This is a genomic window from Acidithrix sp. C25 (assembly GCF_904848545.2).
In genome coordinates, this window is the sequence record NZ_CAJHCI020000001.1 from 348,973 (window position 1) to 368,043 (window position 19,071).

At 51.8% G+C, this 19,071-nt stretch carries 16 protein-coding genes; 7 read left to right on the top strand and 9 right to left on the bottom strand.

The window, feature by feature from the left end:
• Positions 1 to 53: 53 nt before the first annotated feature.
• Both ACIDITHRIX25_RS88075 and ACIDITHRIX25_RS88080 read left to right on the top strand, forming a co-directional pair.
• Positions 54 to 317 carry a DUF2249 domain-containing protein gene (locus ACIDITHRIX25_RS88075; protein WP_201732345.1) on the top strand — a complete coding sequence of 88 codons (264 nt, stop codon included), beginning with the start codon at positions 54 to 56 and terminating at the stop codon, positions 315 to 317.
• Between the two features lie 75 nt (positions 318 to 392).
• Positions 393 to 713, top strand: a complete 321-nt coding sequence (locus ACIDITHRIX25_RS88080; protein ID WP_201732346.1) for a metal-sulfur cluster assembly factor — start codon at positions 393 to 395, stop codon at positions 711 to 713.
• 36 nt (positions 714 to 749) lie between these two features.
• Here ACIDITHRIX25_RS88080 and ACIDITHRIX25_RS88085 read toward each other — a convergent pair whose 3' ends face one another.
• Positions 750 to 2,102 carry a hypothetical protein gene (locus ACIDITHRIX25_RS88085; protein ID WP_201732347.1) on the bottom strand — a complete coding sequence of 451 codons (1,353 nt, stop codon included), beginning with the start codon at positions 2,100 to 2,102 and terminating at the stop codon, positions 750 to 752.
• Positions 2,103 to 2,172: 70 nt separating this feature from the next.
• On the opposite strand from ACIDITHRIX25_RS88085, the gene ACIDITHRIX25_RS88090 reads away from it, so the two are divergent.
• The 5 genes from ACIDITHRIX25_RS88090 to ACIDITHRIX25_RS88110 all read left to right on the top strand — a co-directional run bounded on the left by ACIDITHRIX25_RS88090 (position 2,173) and on the right by ACIDITHRIX25_RS88110 (position 6,601).
• A complete protein-coding gene (locus ACIDITHRIX25_RS88090) occupies positions 2,173 to 2,931 on the top strand; it encodes a DUF2249 domain-containing protein (protein ID WP_052606212.1) in 759 nt (252 codons plus the stop codon).
• The gene (locus tag ACIDITHRIX25_RS88095; RefSeq protein ID WP_249685622.1) at positions 2,924 to 3,451 is read left to right on the top strand and encodes a DUF2249 domain-containing protein; all 528 of its coding nucleotides are present in this window, start codon (positions 2,924 to 2,926) and stop codon (positions 3,449 to 3,451) included. The genes ACIDITHRIX25_RS88090 and ACIDITHRIX25_RS88095 overlap by 8 nt, the downstream gene beginning before the upstream one ends.
• Before the next feature lie 92 nt (positions 3,452 to 3,543).
• Positions 3,544 to 4,263, top strand: a complete 720-nt coding sequence (locus tag ACIDITHRIX25_RS88100) for a helix-turn-helix transcriptional regulator (RefSeq protein WP_201732348.1) — start codon at positions 3,544 to 3,546, stop codon at positions 4,261 to 4,263.
• Between the two features lie 904 nt (positions 4,264 to 5,167).
• Positions 5,168 to 6,010 (top strand): hypothetical protein, encoded by an 843-nt coding sequence (locus ACIDITHRIX25_RS88105; protein WP_201732349.1) that lies wholly within the window; start codon positions 5,168 to 5,170, stop codon positions 6,008 to 6,010.
• Between the two features lie 162 nt (positions 6,011 to 6,172).
• The gene (locus ACIDITHRIX25_RS88110) at positions 6,173 to 6,601 is read left to right on the top strand and encodes a hypothetical protein (RefSeq protein WP_201732350.1); all 429 of its coding nucleotides are present in this window, start codon (positions 6,173 to 6,175) and stop codon (positions 6,599 to 6,601) included.
• Between the two features lie 2,038 nt (positions 6,602 to 8,639).
• Here ACIDITHRIX25_RS88110 and ACIDITHRIX25_RS88115 read toward each other — a convergent pair.
• The 8 genes from ACIDITHRIX25_RS88115 to ACIDITHRIX25_RS88150 all read right to left on the bottom strand — a co-directional run bounded on the left by ACIDITHRIX25_RS88115 (position 8,640) and on the right by ACIDITHRIX25_RS88150 (position 19,061).
• The gene (locus tag ACIDITHRIX25_RS88115; protein WP_052606217.1) at positions 8,640 to 9,230 is read right to left on the bottom strand and encodes a TetR/AcrR family transcriptional regulator; all 591 of its coding nucleotides are present in this window, start codon (positions 9,228 to 9,230) and stop codon (positions 8,640 to 8,642) included.
• Between the two features lie 18 nt (positions 9,231 to 9,248).
• A complete protein-coding gene (locus ACIDITHRIX25_RS88120; RefSeq protein ID WP_201732351.1) occupies positions 9,249 to 10,853 on the bottom strand; it encodes an AMP-binding protein in 1,605 nt (534 codons plus the stop codon).
• Between the two features lie 15 nt (positions 10,854 to 10,868).
• Positions 10,869 to 12,023: an acyl-CoA dehydrogenase family protein gene (locus ACIDITHRIX25_RS88125; protein ID WP_201732352.1), complete on the bottom strand. Its 1,155-nt coding sequence runs from the start codon at positions 12,021 to 12,023 to the stop codon at positions 10,869 to 10,871.
• Positions 12,024 to 12,160: 137 nt separating this feature from the next.
• A complete protein-coding gene (locus ACIDITHRIX25_RS88130; protein WP_201732353.1) occupies positions 12,161 to 13,714 on the bottom strand; it encodes a class I adenylate-forming enzyme family protein in 1,554 nt (517 codons plus the stop codon).
• Positions 13,707 to 15,497, bottom strand: coding sequence for an acyclic terpene utilization AtuA family protein (locus tag ACIDITHRIX25_RS88135; RefSeq protein WP_201732354.1), 1,791 nt, complete (start codon positions 15,495 to 15,497; stop codon positions 13,707 to 13,709). The genes ACIDITHRIX25_RS88130 and ACIDITHRIX25_RS88135 overlap by 8 nt, the downstream gene beginning before the upstream one ends.
• The gene (locus ACIDITHRIX25_RS88140) at positions 15,494 to 16,309 is read right to left on the bottom strand and encodes a TIGR03084 family metal-binding protein (RefSeq protein WP_052606222.1); all 816 of its coding nucleotides are present in this window, start codon (positions 16,307 to 16,309) and stop codon (positions 15,494 to 15,496) included. The genes ACIDITHRIX25_RS88135 and ACIDITHRIX25_RS88140 overlap by 4 nt, the downstream gene beginning before the upstream one ends.
• The gene (locus ACIDITHRIX25_RS88145) at positions 16,309 to 17,073 is read right to left on the bottom strand and encodes an enoyl-CoA hydratase/isomerase family protein (protein ID WP_052606223.1); all 765 of its coding nucleotides are present in this window, start codon (positions 17,071 to 17,073) and stop codon (positions 16,309 to 16,311) included. The genes ACIDITHRIX25_RS88140 and ACIDITHRIX25_RS88145 overlap by 1 nt, the downstream gene beginning before the upstream one ends.
• Positions 17,070 to 19,061, bottom strand: a complete 1,992-nt coding sequence (locus ACIDITHRIX25_RS88150) for an acetyl/propionyl/methylcrotonyl-CoA carboxylase subunit alpha (RefSeq protein WP_201732355.1) — start codon at positions 19,059 to 19,061, stop codon at positions 17,070 to 17,072. The genes ACIDITHRIX25_RS88145 and ACIDITHRIX25_RS88150 overlap by 4 nt, the downstream gene beginning before the upstream one ends.
• Positions 19,062 to 19,071: the final 10 nt, after the last annotated feature.

The following is a 19,071-nucleotide window of genomic DNA, read 5'->3' on the forward strand; positions in this document are numbered from 1 at the left end:
ATTATATCTAGCTTAGAATAGAATAAATAGTAGCCGAGACTACTGGTGATTGATTGGAAGGTGAGGAAGTGGTGACTGACAATGGATGTGGAAAGGCCGATTTGGTACTCGACGTCAGGGCAATGCTGGCTGGAGGGCAAGAACCGTTCGACGCGATTATGCAGGGCGTCGCCGCCTTAGAAGAAGGTCAGGACCTCGTGGTAATCGCGCCGTTTGAACCTGTCCCCTTAGAAGGCGTACTTTCCGGCCAGGGATTCACCTACCAAGTTACGGAATTCTCTCCGGAACACTTCTCCGTCACTTTTCATCGGGACTAGTAGTACGCAATGATGAAATTGGGAAGATACAAAGAAACAGTTTTGGGCACTCAAACTGGAAATGTGGGGTAGAGAATGGTGGAGGAAACGGCTAAAAAAGAGATCCTTGATCTGGCATGGTCGGCGCTTCGAGGGGTTATCGATCCAGAATTAGCGTTAGATATTGTTGCATTGGGTTTGATCTACAGGATGGAGTTCGTAGAAGACCGGCTCGAGTGCGACATGACCTTGACAACAGTGGGCTGCCCGGTCTCCGAATCGATGCCGATCCAAGTTCAGGAGGTACTAGAGCGTTGCTGTAGTACTGAAGTAGAAGTCAAGTTGGTGTGGAGTCCTCCATGGGGTGTAGAGATGATCGACCCGGTAAGCGCCAAGGCACTTGGCCTTCGCCGATAAGAATAACTCGAGGTTGATGCTGATGGATCTTCGACGTCAACCGGCTTCTGATTGACTCGCATCACCGAAGTGTGAGAGCATTCGAGACGGCCTAATCGCTAGGTTCAATGATACCGATATAGCGGCCAGGGCTAGCGCCGCAGACCCGATGGAGAATAACACCCCAGTCATAGTCGCCAAGCCGACGATGATAAATGTGAAACCCGATGTCACTATGACAAAGCTGGCCCTGGCCACCGATGGATTTAGCAGGTCGGAGAAGACCAAGGGTTTGTTATTGCGGGTGAACTTTACCCCCGAAGCACGCAGAGTCCCCCAGGTGATAAATGGTACGACCTTGTGAGCGTGACCGATAACCGCAAGTGCGATCCAGGCGCCGAGGGATACTATCTCAGCAGCTGCAAGTTGCGTCCGCAACTGTGAGCCCGGCTTAGACAGAACGGAAGCGATAGCGAAGCCGATGGCTCCAACTAGGAATATCGCCGAGACGACGACGTATCCCTGAAGTAGCTCCAACTTGCGCCGTCTCCCGGATACTACTCTCGCCAGGGTATATAGGTGTGAACAAAGGGCAATTACGATAATTACCCCCGCGGCTGTTGCGATCAAAGTACTCGATGCGAGCATTCCAATCACGAAGATGGTCACTCCAATTGCAAGCCCCCAAATCGCTATCTGGCTCGATCTGTTTGACTTTCGATGAGAGAGCATAAACATCGGCCAGAGCTTTTCAGATACGGCAACGTAGCTTATGCCTAGCCAGCCCAGGATGCCGATATGGGCATGCGCAATGACCAAATTCGGAGACAAAGCGAAAAAGCTCTCGTGAGCATTGCGGTCCACTGCGTAGGTGATGCCAAAGCAGGCCACAGCGACGAGCATTATCGAAGATATCCGGGCGCCGGTAATCGAGATTCCCTTCCCTCTTACCATAAGTGGTTTGGAGAGGTTGATCACGAGCAAAATGACACCAATCACCGCAAGTATGCCTGAGGCGACGACCATTGGGTTTATCTCGAGGAGGAAGCTGGTTGCAAGACCGATCGAACCCGCTGCGAAGAGTCCGCCGCCCCAGTAGGAGAGTTGGGGGTGTCTGAGCTTCTGTCCCGAAATGACCGGGATGAACTGGTGCATCGCACCAAGGACCGCCATCGACGCCACGCCCAGCATGAACATGTGGGTCATTCCTATTGCCAAGTGACCCATTGGATTGTCAACTACCCTTGAGCCGAGAAAGATCCCGAGGATTCCATCTGTGAAAAGCGCAAGTGCGGCAATAGAAAAGAAACCAAGGGGCAGCCGTGGTGGTGGGACGCTCTTAGGCATGCCAAGGTTTGAATGGGAGTAGTTGCTAGCCGGACCCGGAGAATCAATTGGAACGCCATTCACGATTGTGTTACCTCACTTATGCCGAAGCCTATTATATTTCTATTGCAGAGTATAATAAAAAGGAGACGAAGTGAGCGACCATGTTGAGAATTTAGAGTCCAATGGTGCATATATTCCAGTGGCATTGGGGAACAAGCCGACCGAAGCACAACGAGTGCTGAGCGCTATCGAAGCTCACCACGCCGAGATGGCACAGAGGCTCTCAGCATTAGCGAATTCCATGGCAAAAGGGGCATCGCCCGAGGCCCACTCGCTGTTGGCGAATGACTTCTCCAGTTATTTGAGAAGCGATATCCTTCCCCACGCACAAGCAGAAGAGACCAGCGTCTACCTTCGAGCGCAAAAAGTTGGCCTGGCGGATGTGGTTGAGACGATGCTTTTCGAACACCGCTACCTACGGGCAAAGATCGATGAGTTCGAGACCCTTTCTGGATCGGAACAGGCAGCTGTCGCGCTGGTGATCAGCGAGGTATTTTCGATACATGCCCAGAAAGAGAACCTCTTTATCTTGCCGCAGGTTCTATCTTCGGTCGCAGATGACGAGGTTTCCCAGGTACTCTCTGAGATCCAGCGGGAGTTCGTCAAGTCAAAGAGCACTCCAGTTATCTCAACGATCGATCTGCGGCCACTGCCACCAAGAGCCCGCCACGACGTCGTCTTTTCGAAGATACAATCCATAAAGAGCGGTGACGCAATTACGGTATTAAACGACCACAACCCCAAACCACTCTTCTATCAGATCGACGCTCTTTGGCCCAACAGCTATAGGTGCACAATCGCCCGGGTTGACGATAGGACATTCACGATGGAGATTACAAAGCTTGGCTAATGGTGACCCAAACCTTGATCTCTTGGTCCCTTCGTTGAGTGGTGTTGTCATTGACCTTTCCAAGGCCTTAGCCAAGTCTGGCGAGCCACGATTAGCGGCGACCCTTCTGTCTCGGGCATGGGTTGAGCTCTATCGAAGCGGCGAATTTGCAAAGCAGGCCAAAGCGATGGAGGCTACGATGCACTCAATATCTCGTCTTGATCATTCCGACGTTGATCGAGGAGGCCTGGACCTCAAGAGGCCCGACGGCCATGAAGCGGACTCGCAGCCGGTCGACTTACGACCCCTCGCTCCGATCGATAGACATGCAGAGGTAATTTCCCGCTTTGAAGCCTTGGCGGATGGCGATGAGTTTGTCCTCGTAAACGACCACGATCCCAAGCCGCTCTACTACCAGCTCAAGGCGGAGTATGACAAGGTTTTCGATTGGGATTATCTAAAAGGTGGCCCCGAAGAATGGATAGTGAAGATCACCATTTCGCCTGGTCAACAATCTCGAGATCAAGAGGATCAGTGTTGATCCCGCACGGCTTTAAAAACAGCTATGGTTCCGGACTAAGTTGTCTTGGTGGGGTGGGTTTAATATGGTGTGCACGCTAGGTGGAGTAACAAATGGCAGATACTGTTTCTGAGCTTCCCGGGGGAAAATTGGCACTTTCACCGGTCTTCGGGCCCGGTGATGAGTTGCGGAGTAGGGCGGTGGCCCTAGGAGACCCGACCCGGTATCGGATCTTCGAGCACCTGCTTAAATCGGCCGAACCTGTCTCAGTTTCCGAACTGACCGAATTCACCCGACTCAACCACACCGGAATTCGCCATCACCTTGAGATTCTCCGTCGATCGGGACTCATCGACGAATATCGTGAACCGCCCAAGGGGCGTGGCAGACCTCGCCTGCTATACGAAGCGTCGGCGGAAGCCAAAAGGGGCCCGACGAAGGCGTACGAGCGTCTGTCATTACTTCTAATTGAAGCCATGACTACACAAAGTTCCGTTAGGACTATCGGGAGAAAGGAAGGCGTCCGACTTGCGACCGAATTAGCGCCGAAGTATTCCGACCCTGTTCGGGTAATCCATGAGGCGATGATTGGGTGGGAGTTTTCGGTAACTCTCGTAAATAATCGAGATTTTGCTGCCGTCGTCCTCAATAAGTGCCCACTTGAATCAGCGGTCAATCTCGCCGGCAAGACAGTATGTGGGCTGCATATAGGAATTATAGAAGGAATCCTATCCAAATTACAGGGCCTTGAGCTGACCGATTTCGAGATTCATCTCCCGAAAGTCGCCGCGTGTAAGATCGAACTACGACGTCACACCGAATCTGCGGAATAGCTATCGGGACTACGACGTGGCGAGTTATTTGTTTCGATCTGCAGCGGTCGTAAAGTAGTTCTCTTTGACCTAAGCAATTTAGCCAGACCCGAAGTGAGCGCTTCTTCCATCGTGCTTCTTCTATCAAGCTTTGCATAAAGACGCCCATCGCGCTAACAGGATGCCCTAAGTGGGTTCAGCGACTGCTTTGTTGATACGAATCAAGGCTCTGACCGCGCTAGCTTGTTGCCAGGCGACGTGGCATTGCTAGAAAAATCCTATGAGACTTAAGATAACGCCAAAATGAGACTCTTTCTTCATGTAAAGTGAACCGCTGCAATACTCCTAAAGTCCTACGAGATGAAGAAGTCCCCAAAAGGGATATTCGCCAACGCACTATCAATGGATGATATAGCTCGAGTTCTTGGATCGCTGGGATGTACTACTAGTAATAGAGTGCTCATACTCCACGATCAGAAATAGCTAGCTTTGTCTCATTGTCAAAGACAATTCGAACATACAAAGAGGAAGTTATGGTTGGAATTGAACCCTATATCTTGAAAAAGGCTGTCGCCGAAAAAGGGGTCGAGGGTCGAAATAATAAAACTCGATCGGCCATTGTTAGAAGCTAAGGTCTTTACGCGGCAAAATCAACGCTTGGCTCGGTAATGCTTTCATGCGGTCCGATTGAGCTAAAGCTTGCCTATGAGAGGGTTAGTTGATCCGTGTATATGTCAATAGAGCTAATTGTTTAGAGTGGCCGGTCTGTAAAAACTTGGGGAAGAGATCAATTAAATATGAACCTTTATGGAAATAGAGCAACATGACCTGATATAAATATTGTTTGGTAGTTCTCTTTGCATTTTAGGCAATGTCTTAGTTGTGTTACCTTTTCATTCAAGGAATTGTCGTAGGAGGTTCCGGAATGCCGATTGATGATCACGTTCTTTACGCTTACTCTATCCATGGACGGAATCACAGCGGTGACGTTATTGACTATTCCGCGCTAATAAGGGGCCTTGGGCTAAATTCTTCCTCATTTCAATATTTTTTCGACGGTAATCCTAACGAAACCTTAGCCGTTAGTGGCGACATCTACCCAAGGGACAATATCTGGGAGTTACGATTCCACCAGGAGATTCTGCTCGATCGAGCAGATCTCCAATCGCCCTTTAGATCCCTCATAAAAGAATCATCTCTTTTTGTTGATCCAGACAGTAGGTTTGTTGCCATTGAAAAACATCGTAATGGTCTTGATTCTCTCCAAATTAGTTCTTTTCTCCAGACTTTGGGTAGGGTAAGTGGATTTGATTCCGACCTTATTATTGACCTTAATCCGGTTATTTCGGAATCTTTCTACCAGGAACTACAGCGCTATGTTCGAATTCGGGCAGTGTCGTTAATGATGTCACGCCCGAACTTTAATTGGACTGATAATGCCAATGAGATAACCGACTTGGCCGAGCTTTCGAACGCTCATTCCGTGGAAATAAAGATGTCGGCACCCCGTGGTAGGTGGTTATCAATGGATAGAGGAATCGTCTACGATATCAAGGAGCTCTTACTCAATAAGATTGGGCCACTTAAGAGTGCGAGAGTCGTTGGCTTTAAGGCGGTCGACGGCCGTGAAAGTACTTTATCTTCAAATAGCTATCATGAGCGCAAGGCAATATCTATTGAGGAAGATTCCAGCCAAGAGGAGCGACGAAGTAATCTCGTCCGGGAAGTCAAACATTTTCTAGTTAGCTTTGAGCCCGTTGCTAGATAGCGATTCATCCCGAGATATTCTGAAACGCGCTTTATGAGAAGTATAAATAAACGGACGAGCAATCAAAACAATTTTTGGTCTTGTCAAGTATGGCAAAGACGCCATAGATTGATATCGTTTCCCGCGTTTATCATCGCGATAATCGTAGGGGGTTCGGCTGCGATGGAAATTCCACACATGGCTGACATGCGAGACATAACCTCCAATCTTGCCGCAACCGCATTAATTTTCGCCTCCATATCCTTCGGAGCTTGCCTAACCGGAGCAGTTGTGGCTCTCACCGTTCCATCTGAGAAAGCAAGGGAAGATTGGGCGTCACGTGGGCTAACAAATGGTTCATTTTCCCATTTCAGTGATCTTATGTTCGTGTTCACTTGGTCGGCGATATGTCAACTTGGCGTCGTAGGAGCTGCCATCGGTCTATATCTTTCCGAAGCACCTCTATCACCAGCAACCCCTGAGCACGTCTACTTAGCGCTACCCATTTTTCTTGAGATTCTAGGTATTGTCGGTGTCATTGCATTTGCTCAACTTATCGCCGTCGTCTCTACAATCTCTCAAATCGCCGTAGCGGTCAGCGCTAGAAGATAATCGAACCTCAAACAGAGGTGACTGTATCTTAAATGCTAAATTCACGACCGGGCGATAGTTGGTTATGGCGCTCTATCTGTGCGTAATAGTGTCTCTCCAAGTCGTTGTCTTTCTATGTTTATCGAATGATAGAGAGCTCGTTAAAGTAGATTTGAGATGCTTTTTGAGTCAATCAAAGGTCCCCATTTCACAGTCAGTAGGTTGTGTAAGCGGTGATTCAACCTAAGGGCTATGTTTCATGTTTATTTGTCCTTTTTAGAAACAGGAATTAATTAAATTTCAGCTAAAGATCGGAGACCGATCCTTTGGGATTCAGGGCCGTGATGCCTTTGTTTGGATGTGTTTGGTAGGGGTAAGACTCAAGATTGGAGCCTGGAATAACTCTATCTAGCAAACCTATTGGCGCAAGTGTTTCTTGGGTGTTTGTTTTTCTTTCATACCGGACTGGTGTCTTGTAGCTTCTATTCCAACTTTAATAAGGAGCGTTATCTCGGACTAAAAAGAGTTCGCAAAGCAGGGAAACTGGGCACTTGTGCACAGGGCCGCTTTGCTAGTTTGATGGGTTCAAAAGGAGGTTGGATGGCCATTTGATGTGGTAGTTTGACGGGAATTTCAAGTGCCGGCAAATTTTGGTTTCTAGTGATTGTCGCATTCTGTCTTTAGAATTTTTAGAATCTCTCGGGTTTTTAGGATCTTTGACGTTGGAAAAACAAGTTCGTATACAAGGAGGGCTAAATTGAAGCTGTAGGGCCAGGTAAAAGATTACCCAAAGGGCATGCGAGCCGAGTTGATTGACTGCGCCGGCTGCTCATTTATCGATGATGATCCCTAACCAGCGCACAGTATTTTGAAGTCGACCCTTTTGGCGAATTGTATCCTACTGGTTAGGGGTTGTAATAACTAGGACCGCTGCGGTACTTCCTACCAGCGAGGTGGTGAGCTTGCTCTTTTACACTTTCAATACGGCCCATAACGTGCGGCCCGCGACTACATCGCGACTAGGGAACCCAGTTGACGATGGCAATTACCGCCGACAGTTCGGAACCGAAATGTGAACTGATATGGATAGGCTGGGCAGATCCGTGGAGTTAGCCGGAGAGGATAGCTTTGTGGGCTTAGGCGTTATCTGGCTCAGGGCTAGATGGTGCATGATTTGAGATTTTAGTGATGTGTTAGCTACTTTTCTCATCTCGCTGACCCACGAACAGCTACCCTTTGGTTAGCTACTTTCACAATCTCGGTTGGAGTTCTTGCACCCTCCCGGCAAAAGAGAATCGCAATACACCGAGCCCTGTCCACTTGGGTATATAGTGACTTTGGCGTTTACGTCATACGAAAAGTCGCGCGCGGTTTCCTTTGTGGGATGGGTAGTAGTCGGTGTGCTTGCGCTCGGCGCCTTGGTTGCACCTTTACCATCTTTGCGACCGTGGCCCTTTTTGGTGCAGCTATTGGAACTATCGCCCTGGCTATCTGGCCGGCTGGTCGAGGTGGTGCTGCCTTTGGAGCTTTAAGCGGGGCGGGTGGTGTGCTTGTATATATTGCGTGGCTAAATCGTCAGGGACCAGAAATGGTGTGCAAAGCCACTTCGACATCTAGCCCGGCGCATTCAAGAATGGAATCCGTGGATTTGGCTTATCGTCGCAGCCGTGTTGGTTATAGGCGGAATCATCGGATTCTTAAAATATCGAAGGTAGACGGGCCGACTCGAAAGTGGTTGGGCTTTAAGGCTGAGCTTGAGACCCTGTTCAGAGAGTCAAAGTTGTACGCTTTGATGTTTTATTATCAAGACCCGCTAGAGACGCTGAACTAGTGCCCTTTTTGCCTCCACTTCATTCATTTTGGATTGATTTATCAATACGATTTCCATGGTGTTTCAACAATTAGATTCAGCGACTTTTGAATCGGAGATTTGTGACTCTGCAAGAATTGAAAATTGACCCAGAGGCGTCGAGAAAGATGTCGTGGAGCATGAATATTTGCTACTGCCAGGCGAATTATCCAGAGAACAACACAGCAGACTTTTCCATAGCTACGAAGGCTAGGTAAGGTCAAGGACGGCCATCGCTGCGGTTGTCAGTGTTTCTTTTAGACGATCTTTCGGTAGCCCGACGTTGTGAAATAAGGGCGACTGGATAGCAGCGATAGCAGCGTGCGTCAGTGTACGAGCGGTGGCATCATCAAGCTCACTTCGCACTTCACGGAGCAGGTGCACCCATTCTTCAACATATAATCGCTGTTTTCGGCGTAGCCTTATTTGATCGTCGTCAGGAAGGCTACGAATTTCGTTGTGATAGACCTGCGCGATTGCGCGGTCTCGCACTACGAATTCGACCTGCCCTTCTATGAGACCTGCGAGGGCGACTTTGATGTCAGAAGCTTCCTCAAGAGTGCGTTGCTCGTCTCGAAGGAGGCGGTCGATAAAGCGATCGAAGAGAGCCACTAGGATCGCCGACTTGCTCTCAAAGTGGCGGTAAATACCTGAACCGGTGATGCCTGCCTCAAGACCGATATCGGCCATTGATACTGCGTGAAAGCCGCTGGCTGAGACCAGTTCTGCAGCAGCTTCGAGGATCTTTTCCTTGCGCGCGGGATCCCTGGTACGCAAGGGAGTCTCGCCGGGGACAGTCATGGTTTTCTCCTTGGGTATTTAATCTTGGGGTGGATTATAGAAGTGGCTGAACTCTTGGCGGACGAGGTTCTTTTGGATCTTGCCGGTCGAGGTCTTAGGTAATGCATCAACCACGATTATCGCTTTAGGCGCTTTGTAGGGATCGATGATCGTCTTGACCTTGGCAATCACGGCGTCTTTGTCGATAGTGGTCCCTGGAAGGGGCACTACCACTGCCGTTACCGCTTCGCTCCAGCGCTGGTGGCTGAGACCTACTACAACGGCTTCAGCGATGTTAGGATCGGCAGCATAGATAGCTTTTTCCACCTCTATCGAGGCGACGTTTTCACCTCCAGTCTTTATCACGTCCTTGTTGCGGTCAGCAAACCATAAGATTCCATCGCTATCAAAGTGGCCGACATCGCCGGAGTGGAACCAGCCGCCTTTAAAAGCTGCGTCGGTAGCCTCTGTGTTGTGTAGGTATCCAGTCATGGTATGAGGCCCTCGATAGACGATCTCACCTTGGGAGCCTTGGGGGAGGAAATTGCCGGCTTCGTCCATGATTCTCACCCAGACGTTAACTACTGGGGTTCCCACTGCGCCATTATGGGTGAGTTGGTGTTCGGGACGAAAGATCGTCGTAGTGGGGCTCATCTCCGTCTGTCCAAAGAGTAGATAGAAGCCACAGCCAAATACTTCGATACACTTTTTCAGTTGTGCCTCGGGCATTGGAGCCATGGCGTAGAGGGCGCGGCGTAAGCTGGAGAGATCGCGGGTGGCGATATCGGCTTGGTCAAGCATCGCTCGATACATCATCGGAAGGCCAAAGATCTGAGTGATATGGTCAGTTTCGATAAGATCGAGAAGCCCCTTTGCATCAAATCCTCTCTCGATGTAGATCGTGGCGCCCACCATTATCGCTGGGGTGCAGTGACAATTGAGCTGTGCGGTATGAAACATCGGCATCATGGCCACGAAACGGTCATCGGCTGCGAAGCGTCCTTCTAAGGCCATCGTCATCGACTCTAAGTAGATGGCGGCATGGTTTCCGATCACACCTTTGGGAAAAGAGGTTGTCCCGCTTGTGTATAGATATGTGAGAGCGTCGCGGTCGGCTATGAGTGCTTCGGGCTCGCTTGGGTTTGTGTCGGCTGAAAAAGCCACAAAGTCTATTCCTGTCAATCCTGAAATGGAATCGCTATGGGCGGCATGAGTTCCTTGAGCAATGATAAGATCTTGGATCTTGGCCGAGGTTGCAATCGCTGGAGCAATGGCTTTCATAAGCTGGGTTTCTATAACAATCCCCCGCGCACCTGAGTGATCGAGCACATATGCAACCTCTTCGGGCCGCCACCCGAGGTTGATTGGCACGCAGACGATTCCTACCTTGGCACATGCATAATAAGTGACTAAGAACTCCACGCTATTTGCAGATGCCAGTGCCAGGGCGTCACCACCTTGGTAACCCTTGGCCATCAGTGCATTTGCCATGCGGTTCACCCAGGCGTTGAAGTCTTGGTAATTAAGTCGTAGATTGCGATCGACGACTGCTAAGGCATTGGGATAGCGATAAGCGCTTCGGGTGAGGCTGTCGCCGATATTGATGCGATGGATTAAGTTGTCAAAGAGTGGAGAGGTTGTCATGTTGGTGCCTTCTTTCTAATATGAGCGGGGAAGCCCGAGAGAATGCTGAGCGACGAAATTGAGAATCATCTCTCGATTGACCGGGGCGATGCGAAGGAGACGGGCCAATCCCCAGTAAGGAACGAGGCCGTACTCGGTGGCTAAACCATTGCCACCATGGGTCTGTATTGCGGCATCGATGGCCGAAAGTGCCGCCTCTGCTGCGGCATACTTTGCCATATTGGCGGCCTCTCCTGCGGGAAGGTGGTTGTCGTGAAGCCAGGCCGCCTTTGTCGTCATCAGGGCAGCTAGTTCTACTTCGATCTTGGCCTTGGCGAGGGCGTGGGATACTCCTTGGTGTGCACCAATCGGGGTATCCCATACCACCCGAACGTTAGCGTATTGCGCGGCGCGTTCTAGGCAATAGCGCCCGATCCCGACACAGAGCCCAGCGCCGGTAATTCGCTCGGGGTTGAGACCCTGAAAGACTTGCTTGAAGCCGTCGCCCTCGGTTCCGACAAGACGGTCGGCAGATACTTTGACATTGTCAAAGTGCAAAGTGAATTGGCGTTCTGGCAACGTAACCGAGACTGGCAGTGGAATTTTTGAAAGTCCAGGCGCATCGCTGTCGACGATAAAGAGCGAGAGGCGTGCCTTTTCGTTCGGAGGTGAGGTTCGTGCAACTACTAAAATCGCATCCGCTTCGTCGACGCCAGAGATGTAGTATTTTTCACCGCTAATACTCCAGCTATCACTATCACCAACACGGTGGGCGAAGGTCGAGAGTCGATGGGTATTGGAACCTGCTGATGGCTCAGTTATGGCAAAGACGATCTTGGATTCACCCGAGGCGAGCTTAGGAAGCCATCTCTCGCGCTGGCTTTGGGTGCCGTAAGTGGCGATCACCTCGCCGGATATTGCGCTTGAAACAAGGAGAAGTAGCAGTGGAGTTCCGCGCGCAGCGCTTTCTTGACAGACCATGGTTAGTTCGACGAGTCCAGCACCGCCCCCGCCGTATTGTTCGGGGAGATTGATGCCAATATAACCGTGGTCCCCAAGGGCTCGCCATAGTTCGGTAGTTGGGGTGCGCGATTCCGCGTGACTCTGGTAGTATTCCGCTCCAAAGTCGTCACAGATCGCGGCGACCGCGACCCTGAGCGCTACGTGTTCTTCATTTTCGGTAAAATCCATCTGGTTTCCTCTTTTAGTCATCCTCTTGTCCACACAGCCTTAATTGTTGAGCTTTAATTTCCCCAGGTAGGCCATTTGGAGGCGATATATGTGGGCAAAATTCACCCTTGAGTTGTTATTGTTATTTCCGACCATGGTCACTTTAGGGTTTCATCTCTTTTGGTGAGTTCGCTAAGGAGGTGGCGTTGAAGTTTGCCGGTGGTGGAGCGAGGAAGATCCTCGGCGCGCATGAAAGTTATCTCACGCGGACGCTTGTATCCCCCGAGACGTTCTTTGCACCAGTTTGTGATCTCCTCCTTGGTGAGTGACGCGCCGGGCCTAAGTACCACAACTGCGCTGACGGCCTCGCCCCAATGTTCGTTGGTAATTCCAAAGACGCACACCTCCTCTACCTCAACCATTGAAGCAATGACCTGCTCGACTTCGGCAGGGTAGATGTTTTCCCCACCGCTCTTGATCAAGTATTTTTTGCGATCCACAAAGGTAAGGCTGCCGTCACCATTTCGAACCAGAATATCGCCGGTGTGGAGCCAGCCACCAGAGAAAGCTTCGGCGGTGGCCACAGGGTCATTCATATACCCGCTCATAACCGAGGGTCCTCGCACTAGGCACTCTCCGGGGACTCCCACTGGTGTTTCGCTTAGATCGTCATTTGCGATTCGAATCTCCATAAGAGGAGCGGGAATCTTGTTCATGCTAGGTGTTTCGCCAGGACCAGATAGTCCATGCGCAATGAGATAGCTCGCTTCGGTCTGCCCGAAGGCATCGTAGAAGTCTATATTCGCTGAGGCGGTTAATTCGGTGACGATGTTGGGCATCATATTGGCATAGCCGATCGCAAAGCGCAAACTCGATAGATCGAAGTCACTACGGGAAGGGTCGTGTAAAAAGTCGGTGATCACCCCGGGTAGGAGCAAGGTCCAGGTGAGCCGGTCGCGCTCTATTACCTTAAACATCATTCGGGCGTCTGCTTTTCTTAAGGTGGCATAGGTTCCACCACTTTGGAGGGTGGCATATAGAGATTCGTCTCCACCGCAATGAAAGAGAGGTAGCCAACCTACAAAGCCATCGTCTGGGGTCAGAGAAAACCACTGTGCCAAGCGCATCGCTCGTATTGCGGCTGCCCCCTGGCTGATCATGGCTCCTTTGGGCCGTCCGGTGGTACCACTGGTATAGAGAACGTTGTAAATATCAGATGACGTAATCTCAATTGCCGGCGGTGGGGGATTCTCTTGCGCAATCATGCTTTCATAGTCAAGATATCCCTTTGTTGGCCCGTCGTAAGTGATCACCAAGGTGGTTTCATTTGAATCAATAAACCCTAAAAGTGAAGGGATTAGTGCGCCAGAGACGATTATCGCCTTGGGAGCGCCAGTTGACAAGCAGTAGGCGATCTCGTCGGGGTGAAAGCGGATATTGATCGTCAAGGCGATGACGCCAAGGGACGAAAGTGCGCAATAGGTCTCGACGTATTCGCTCCGGGTCTCAGAAAGTATCGCTACCTTATCACCTTTTGATATTCCAAGACAATAGAGAGAGCTAGCCAGTCTATGGGACCGCTCAGCGAGTTCGCCATAGGTATAAGCCGCACTTTCAGAGGTAATTGCCCGTCGTTTCGAAAAGATGCGAAAGCTTCGACTAAAGAGGCTATTTAGTGTGATCTGGCATGCAATTGAAGATTGGTCATCCATCGCTGGACTCTTTTGCTAAGAGTTGGATGGGAACCTCGACATATCGTGATCGAATGTACTCGCCGAGCCCTTTGGCTTGGGGATCAAGGCGTGTTGAAGAGGCAACGCCTTCACCGAGGAGACCGATCACCACGAAGTTGATGGCATAGAGATTGGGTAAATCGAAGCGGCGGATTTCTAAATCTTTGGCTTCGGGAAGGAGCTTTCTAAATTGATCTACATCTAGGTAGTCAAAGAGCCACCCAAAGGCCTGAGCGTCGCGCGCCCAGATTCCCACGTTGGCATTGCCCCCTTTATCTCCCGAGCGTGCTCCGCAGAGGCAACCCAAGGGGACGAGGCGCGCTGGCTTTGGGGCAACTTTGGGAAAGTCAAAGGTGGCCGTGTGAATAAGGTCGGCCTTAGGTTGGTTTGATTGTGGTGGCCCCGCTATGGTGAGGCTAGAGCCATCTTGGAGCACCGCGGTGTGGGTAACCAATGATGCTGGGATCAAAGTTGGCCAATAGATAACATATGCACTCTCTGACGTGGGTGGGGAAGTGGTATGAAATCCTGGATAGCCACCTAGAGCTAGTTCAAGTACCCCATTAGAAAATGACCGGCCAACTTTTGTGGGGTCTGGGTCTTTGAGGGTGATGCGTAGGTGCGCTGTGGCCAGCTCATTGAAAAGGGCGTCTTCTCGTTCAAATCGAATCAGCTGTACATCCACTTCGTCGAATTGCTCTGGGCCACCGAGGATTCCAAAGAGCTCTTCGGTGGCCCAGGCGGCCTTTTCTTCTATGTGAAGGCCGGTGAGTACCATGGTCATGGTGTTGCGGTAGCCACCAAAATAATTAAGAGCTACTTTGAGGTTTTGTGTGGGGGCACTTCCGCGGGTCCCAGTGACGAGCACTTGGTTAGTGTCGAGTTGCGCGAGGTTGATGGTGTCAAAATGGGCGATGACATCGGGATTGAGATACTGGGGTTCTGCGATCTCATAGAGCAGTTGTGCGGTGATCGTTCCCACCGAGACCAATCCCCCGGTATCTTGGTGCTTGGTGATCACCGAGGTGCCATCGTGGGCGACTTGAGCGATTGGAAAACCAGGATAGCGACGATCAGTGATTTCGTCCATGAATGCATAGTTGCCTCCTGTAGCCTGAGGTCCGCATTCGATAATGTGGCCAGCTACAACCGCACCGCTAAGTGCGTCATAGTCGTCGCGGCGCCAACCATGCCAGTAGGCGGCGGGTCCCACCACTAAGGATGCATCCGTGACTCTCCCGCAGATCACTATTTCGGCACCGCCCTTTAGCGCCTCGACGATTCCCCAAGCCCCGAGATAGGCATTTGCGGTGATCGGAGCGACATTGGCCTCTTTTAGGGTAAGTCCGGCGTCTAAGTTGGCAAGGTCGTATCCCGATTCGAGAAAGTGAGGGATCGAAGCGATGATGTCGTCTCCGGTGATATAGGCGACATTGACGCTGATTCCGAGACGCTCAGAAAGTGTGCGAATCTCTTCGGCCAATGCCGCCGGATTGAGGCCACCTGCATTGCTTACCACCTTGATGCCGCGATCGACACAGCTACCAAGGACCTGTTCCATTTGTGTGAGAAAGGTTCTGGCGTAGCCGGCGCGCGGATCTTTCTGGCGCGCCTTCCATAGAATTGCCATGGTGAGTTCCGCGAGATAGTCTCCGGTGAGAAAGTCAATCGGGCCACCTTCGACCATCTCCTTGGCAGCTATGAGGCGATCTCCGTAGAAGCCTGAGCAGTTTCCGATGCGAACTGCGCGCTTTTGGGTCATTTGGATCCTCCTTGGTCTGCGAGGGATGCTTGAGTCTCTCGCCCTGGTCCCACAGCACCGGCATAGGCCTGGGCGATGTGCATCCACTCCGAGGAGATTGGGCCACTGGTGGTGATCTTGGTTTCACTAATGTTGCGGCGCTGGGTGACCACGAGACAAAAATCCAGAGCACTTGCTACCACCACTTCTTTTGCCTCTTGCGGGCCGAAGTTCCAAATGGAACCATCAGGAGCGCCAAGTTCTACTCGCACGGCTTCTTTTGGTATTTGGAGGTTTCGAAGCGTGTAGGAAAACTCTCGGGTGTTAAAGCCGAGATGGGCGATGTGGCGCAAACGATTTGTTGGAACGATCTGAAGCGCCAACGTATCGGCAATGTCGACGCCATGGGCCCAAGTCTCCATGAGGCGAGCGGTGAGAGAACTTGCGGCGCTCATATCCGGACCGTACCACTTTAGACGCTGGCGAGCATCGATTCCAGTGAAAGCGCTAACAAGGTCGGAACGGGCTTGCTTTAGCCATTCTAGGAGCTTGGCTGGAGTGACGTCGTGGTATTTCTTTGCCACCTCATCGGGAAAGGAGTCTCCGTAGGCGCTAAGCGCACCAGCGTCACTTTGAAACTTCTCAGGGTCATCTAACGACAATAGCGCTGCCTCGTCGAAGTAGGCGAGGTGGCTCACCTGGTCTCGGATTGCCCAACCAGAAGCAGGGGTCGGTAACTCCCAGGCGGAATCCTCCAGTGGAGCGAGCATCGCTACTACCACTTTAGTTTCGGCGACGAGATCATCAAGTAGGTTGCTCATGTCAATAGCCATTATTTTCCACTCCAATTCGGTTGGCGCTTTTCTTGGAATGCGCGAGGTCCCTCTTGCGCATCGCTACTGAGATAGACGGGAGCCCAGATGCGTTCAGCCTCCGCGAACGCTTGTGTTAGGGGCATCTCGGAAATTAGCCGCGCTGTCTTCTTTGCTGCGATTACCGATAGCGGAGCATTGGCGGCGATAGTTTCAGCGAGCCTCTGGGTGGCCTCGACTAGATCTTTAGCGGGGACGACTTTGTTGATGAGGCCGAGTTGATAAGCTCGGAGTGCGTCGATGGGCTCTCCTGTAACCAGGATCTCCATCGCTACCTTTTGAGGTATTATCCCTGATAGCGGCGCCGCCCAAGGCGAACCGCGTCCCACTTTGACTTCAGTGATGGCGAACCTAGCGGTTTTGGCTGCAACGATCAGATCGCAGTTTTGAGCGAGTAGAAATCCTCCCGCATAAGCGATGCCATTTACCGCTGCAATGGTGACTTTGTCGGTATGGATATTTCGCCCTAGCTGGGGGACGAAGTCGACCGGTGGAATCTCAAGTGCGGTCTGGGCCATCTCCACTAGGTCTCCGCCAGCACAAAAGGCCTTGTCGCCGGCGCCGGTGAGTACCAACACGCGGGCGCTCTTATCGTCGTTGAAGTGGTGGAACCCCTCGAATAGGCCCTCGCGGACCGCTTTATTTAGAGCATTGCGCGCTTGGGGGCGGTTGATGGTAAGCCAGGCGACTTCGCCCCTAAGTTGATAGGTGACTGTATCGTTCACTGGCCCCCCTCCATTACCGCGAGCACGAAACCTACATCAACGGCTTGTCCGCTTTTTATGTGCAGGGCCTGGATGGTGCCGGCGGCTGGTGCACGCACGGTGTGTTCCATCTTCATCGCTTCGAGCACTACGATTGGGGCTCCAGCGGGGACCTCTTGTCCAATGGCGGCCAGAACCCGAAGTACAACTCCAGGCATCGGTGCCAACAAGGATCCCGGAGCGTCCCGCGAATCGGGCTCGGGAAAGCGAGGTACTTCCACTAGGGCACAAGTACCTAATGCGCTATCGACGTAGCAGGTTTGTCCGACTCGATGGATCTCGATGCGGTGGCGCACTCCTGCGATTGCCAGATCCACCTGGGTCGCGCTGGCGCAAAAGAGGACTATTTCGCCAAAGGAGGAGTCGTCTACTTGAGCTTGGAGACCGTTTCGGCCAAAGCGATATGAGACCTCGAGTTCTTGGTTTCCGATCGCCCAGCGCTGTCGCTGAGGGCCATTTTGAACGTTGCGCCAACCCGAGGGGAGGCTTATTTGGACTTTGGCATCCCTTCGTCTTGTAGCTTGGTCAGCCAAAGATGCCGCTAGACAATGTATTGCGATTATCTCGGGGCTATGGGTGGAGGCGATGAGCTCGATCGGATTGTGGCGTACCAAATATCCGGTGTCAATAGCCCCGCCAGCAAAGTCATCTTCGCGTAGGATGGCCACTAGGAGGTCGCGGTTGCTGATTACGCCGTGAATTTTGGCTTTAGATAGCGCTCGGGCAAGAAGGCGACGTGCCTCATCTCTGGTTGACCCATAGGCGATAACCTTAGCGAGCATCGGGTCGTAGTGGATATCCACTTTGGATCCCTCGGCCACCCCGGAGTCTACCCTCAACCCTGCGAAGGTGGGAATTTCAAATTTCACCAGTGTCCCGCTGGAAGGGAGGAATCCGGCGGTGACGTCCTCGGCATAGAGGCGGGCTTCTATGGCCCAGCCACGAATAGAGGCATTGAGGACCGCTGGGGGCAGGGCGATGCCCTCTGCTACGCCGAGTTGCAACGCCACGAGGTCAAGGCTGGTTATTGCTTCGGTTACGGGGTGCTCCACCTGAAGGCGGGTGTTCACCTCGAGGAAGAAGAACTTTCCATCGGTGCCCATAACGAACTCAACCGTCCCCGCACCGACATATCCAATTGCTTGCGCTGCTTTTACTGCGGCGGCACCTAATTCAGCGCGAAGATCATCGGTTACCGCCATCGATGGTGCCTCCTCAATGATCTTTTGATATCGCCTCTGGATCGAGCACTCTCGCTCGAAGAGGTGCACAGCATTGCCATGGGTATCAGCAAAGATCTGTACTTCGATGTGGCGAGGAGACTCCACGTAATGTTCCAGAAATACCGTACCATTGCCAAATGCGGATTCTGCTTCACGCCGTGCCGAGGCGATGGCATGGATGAGTTCGTTGGGGTTATTGACCGCGCGCATCCCACGTCCACCCCCACCAAAAGCTGCTTTTACCAAGAGGGGATAGCCAACTGTTCGGCCAGCTTCGTCTCCAATATCACTTTTGAGCTCTTCGTCGTCGGCGATGGTGATTCCACTTAGGACCGGAACTCCAGCTGCAGCCATGAGTTCTTTGGCGAGAATCTTAGATCCCATCGAGGCAATGACATTAGGCGCAGGACCGACAAAGATCAACCCTGCTTTGGCGCAGGCCGATGCAAATGGGGCATTTTCTGAGAGAAAGCCATAGCCAGGGTGAATTGCGTCGCAGCCGGTTCTTAATGCCGCAGCGATAATGAGATCGTCGCGTAAGTAGGTCTGCGATGGTGCGTTGCCCGCCAGGGCAACCGCCTCGTCGGCCTCTTTGACATAGGGCGCATCGGCGTCTGAGTCGGAATAGATCGCTACGGTGGCGATGTCCATCCGTCGTGCGGTGGCAATAATACGGGAGGCGATTTCGCCGCGGTTTGCGATGAGAAGTTTTCGAATTGGCGCCATATCGTTGCTC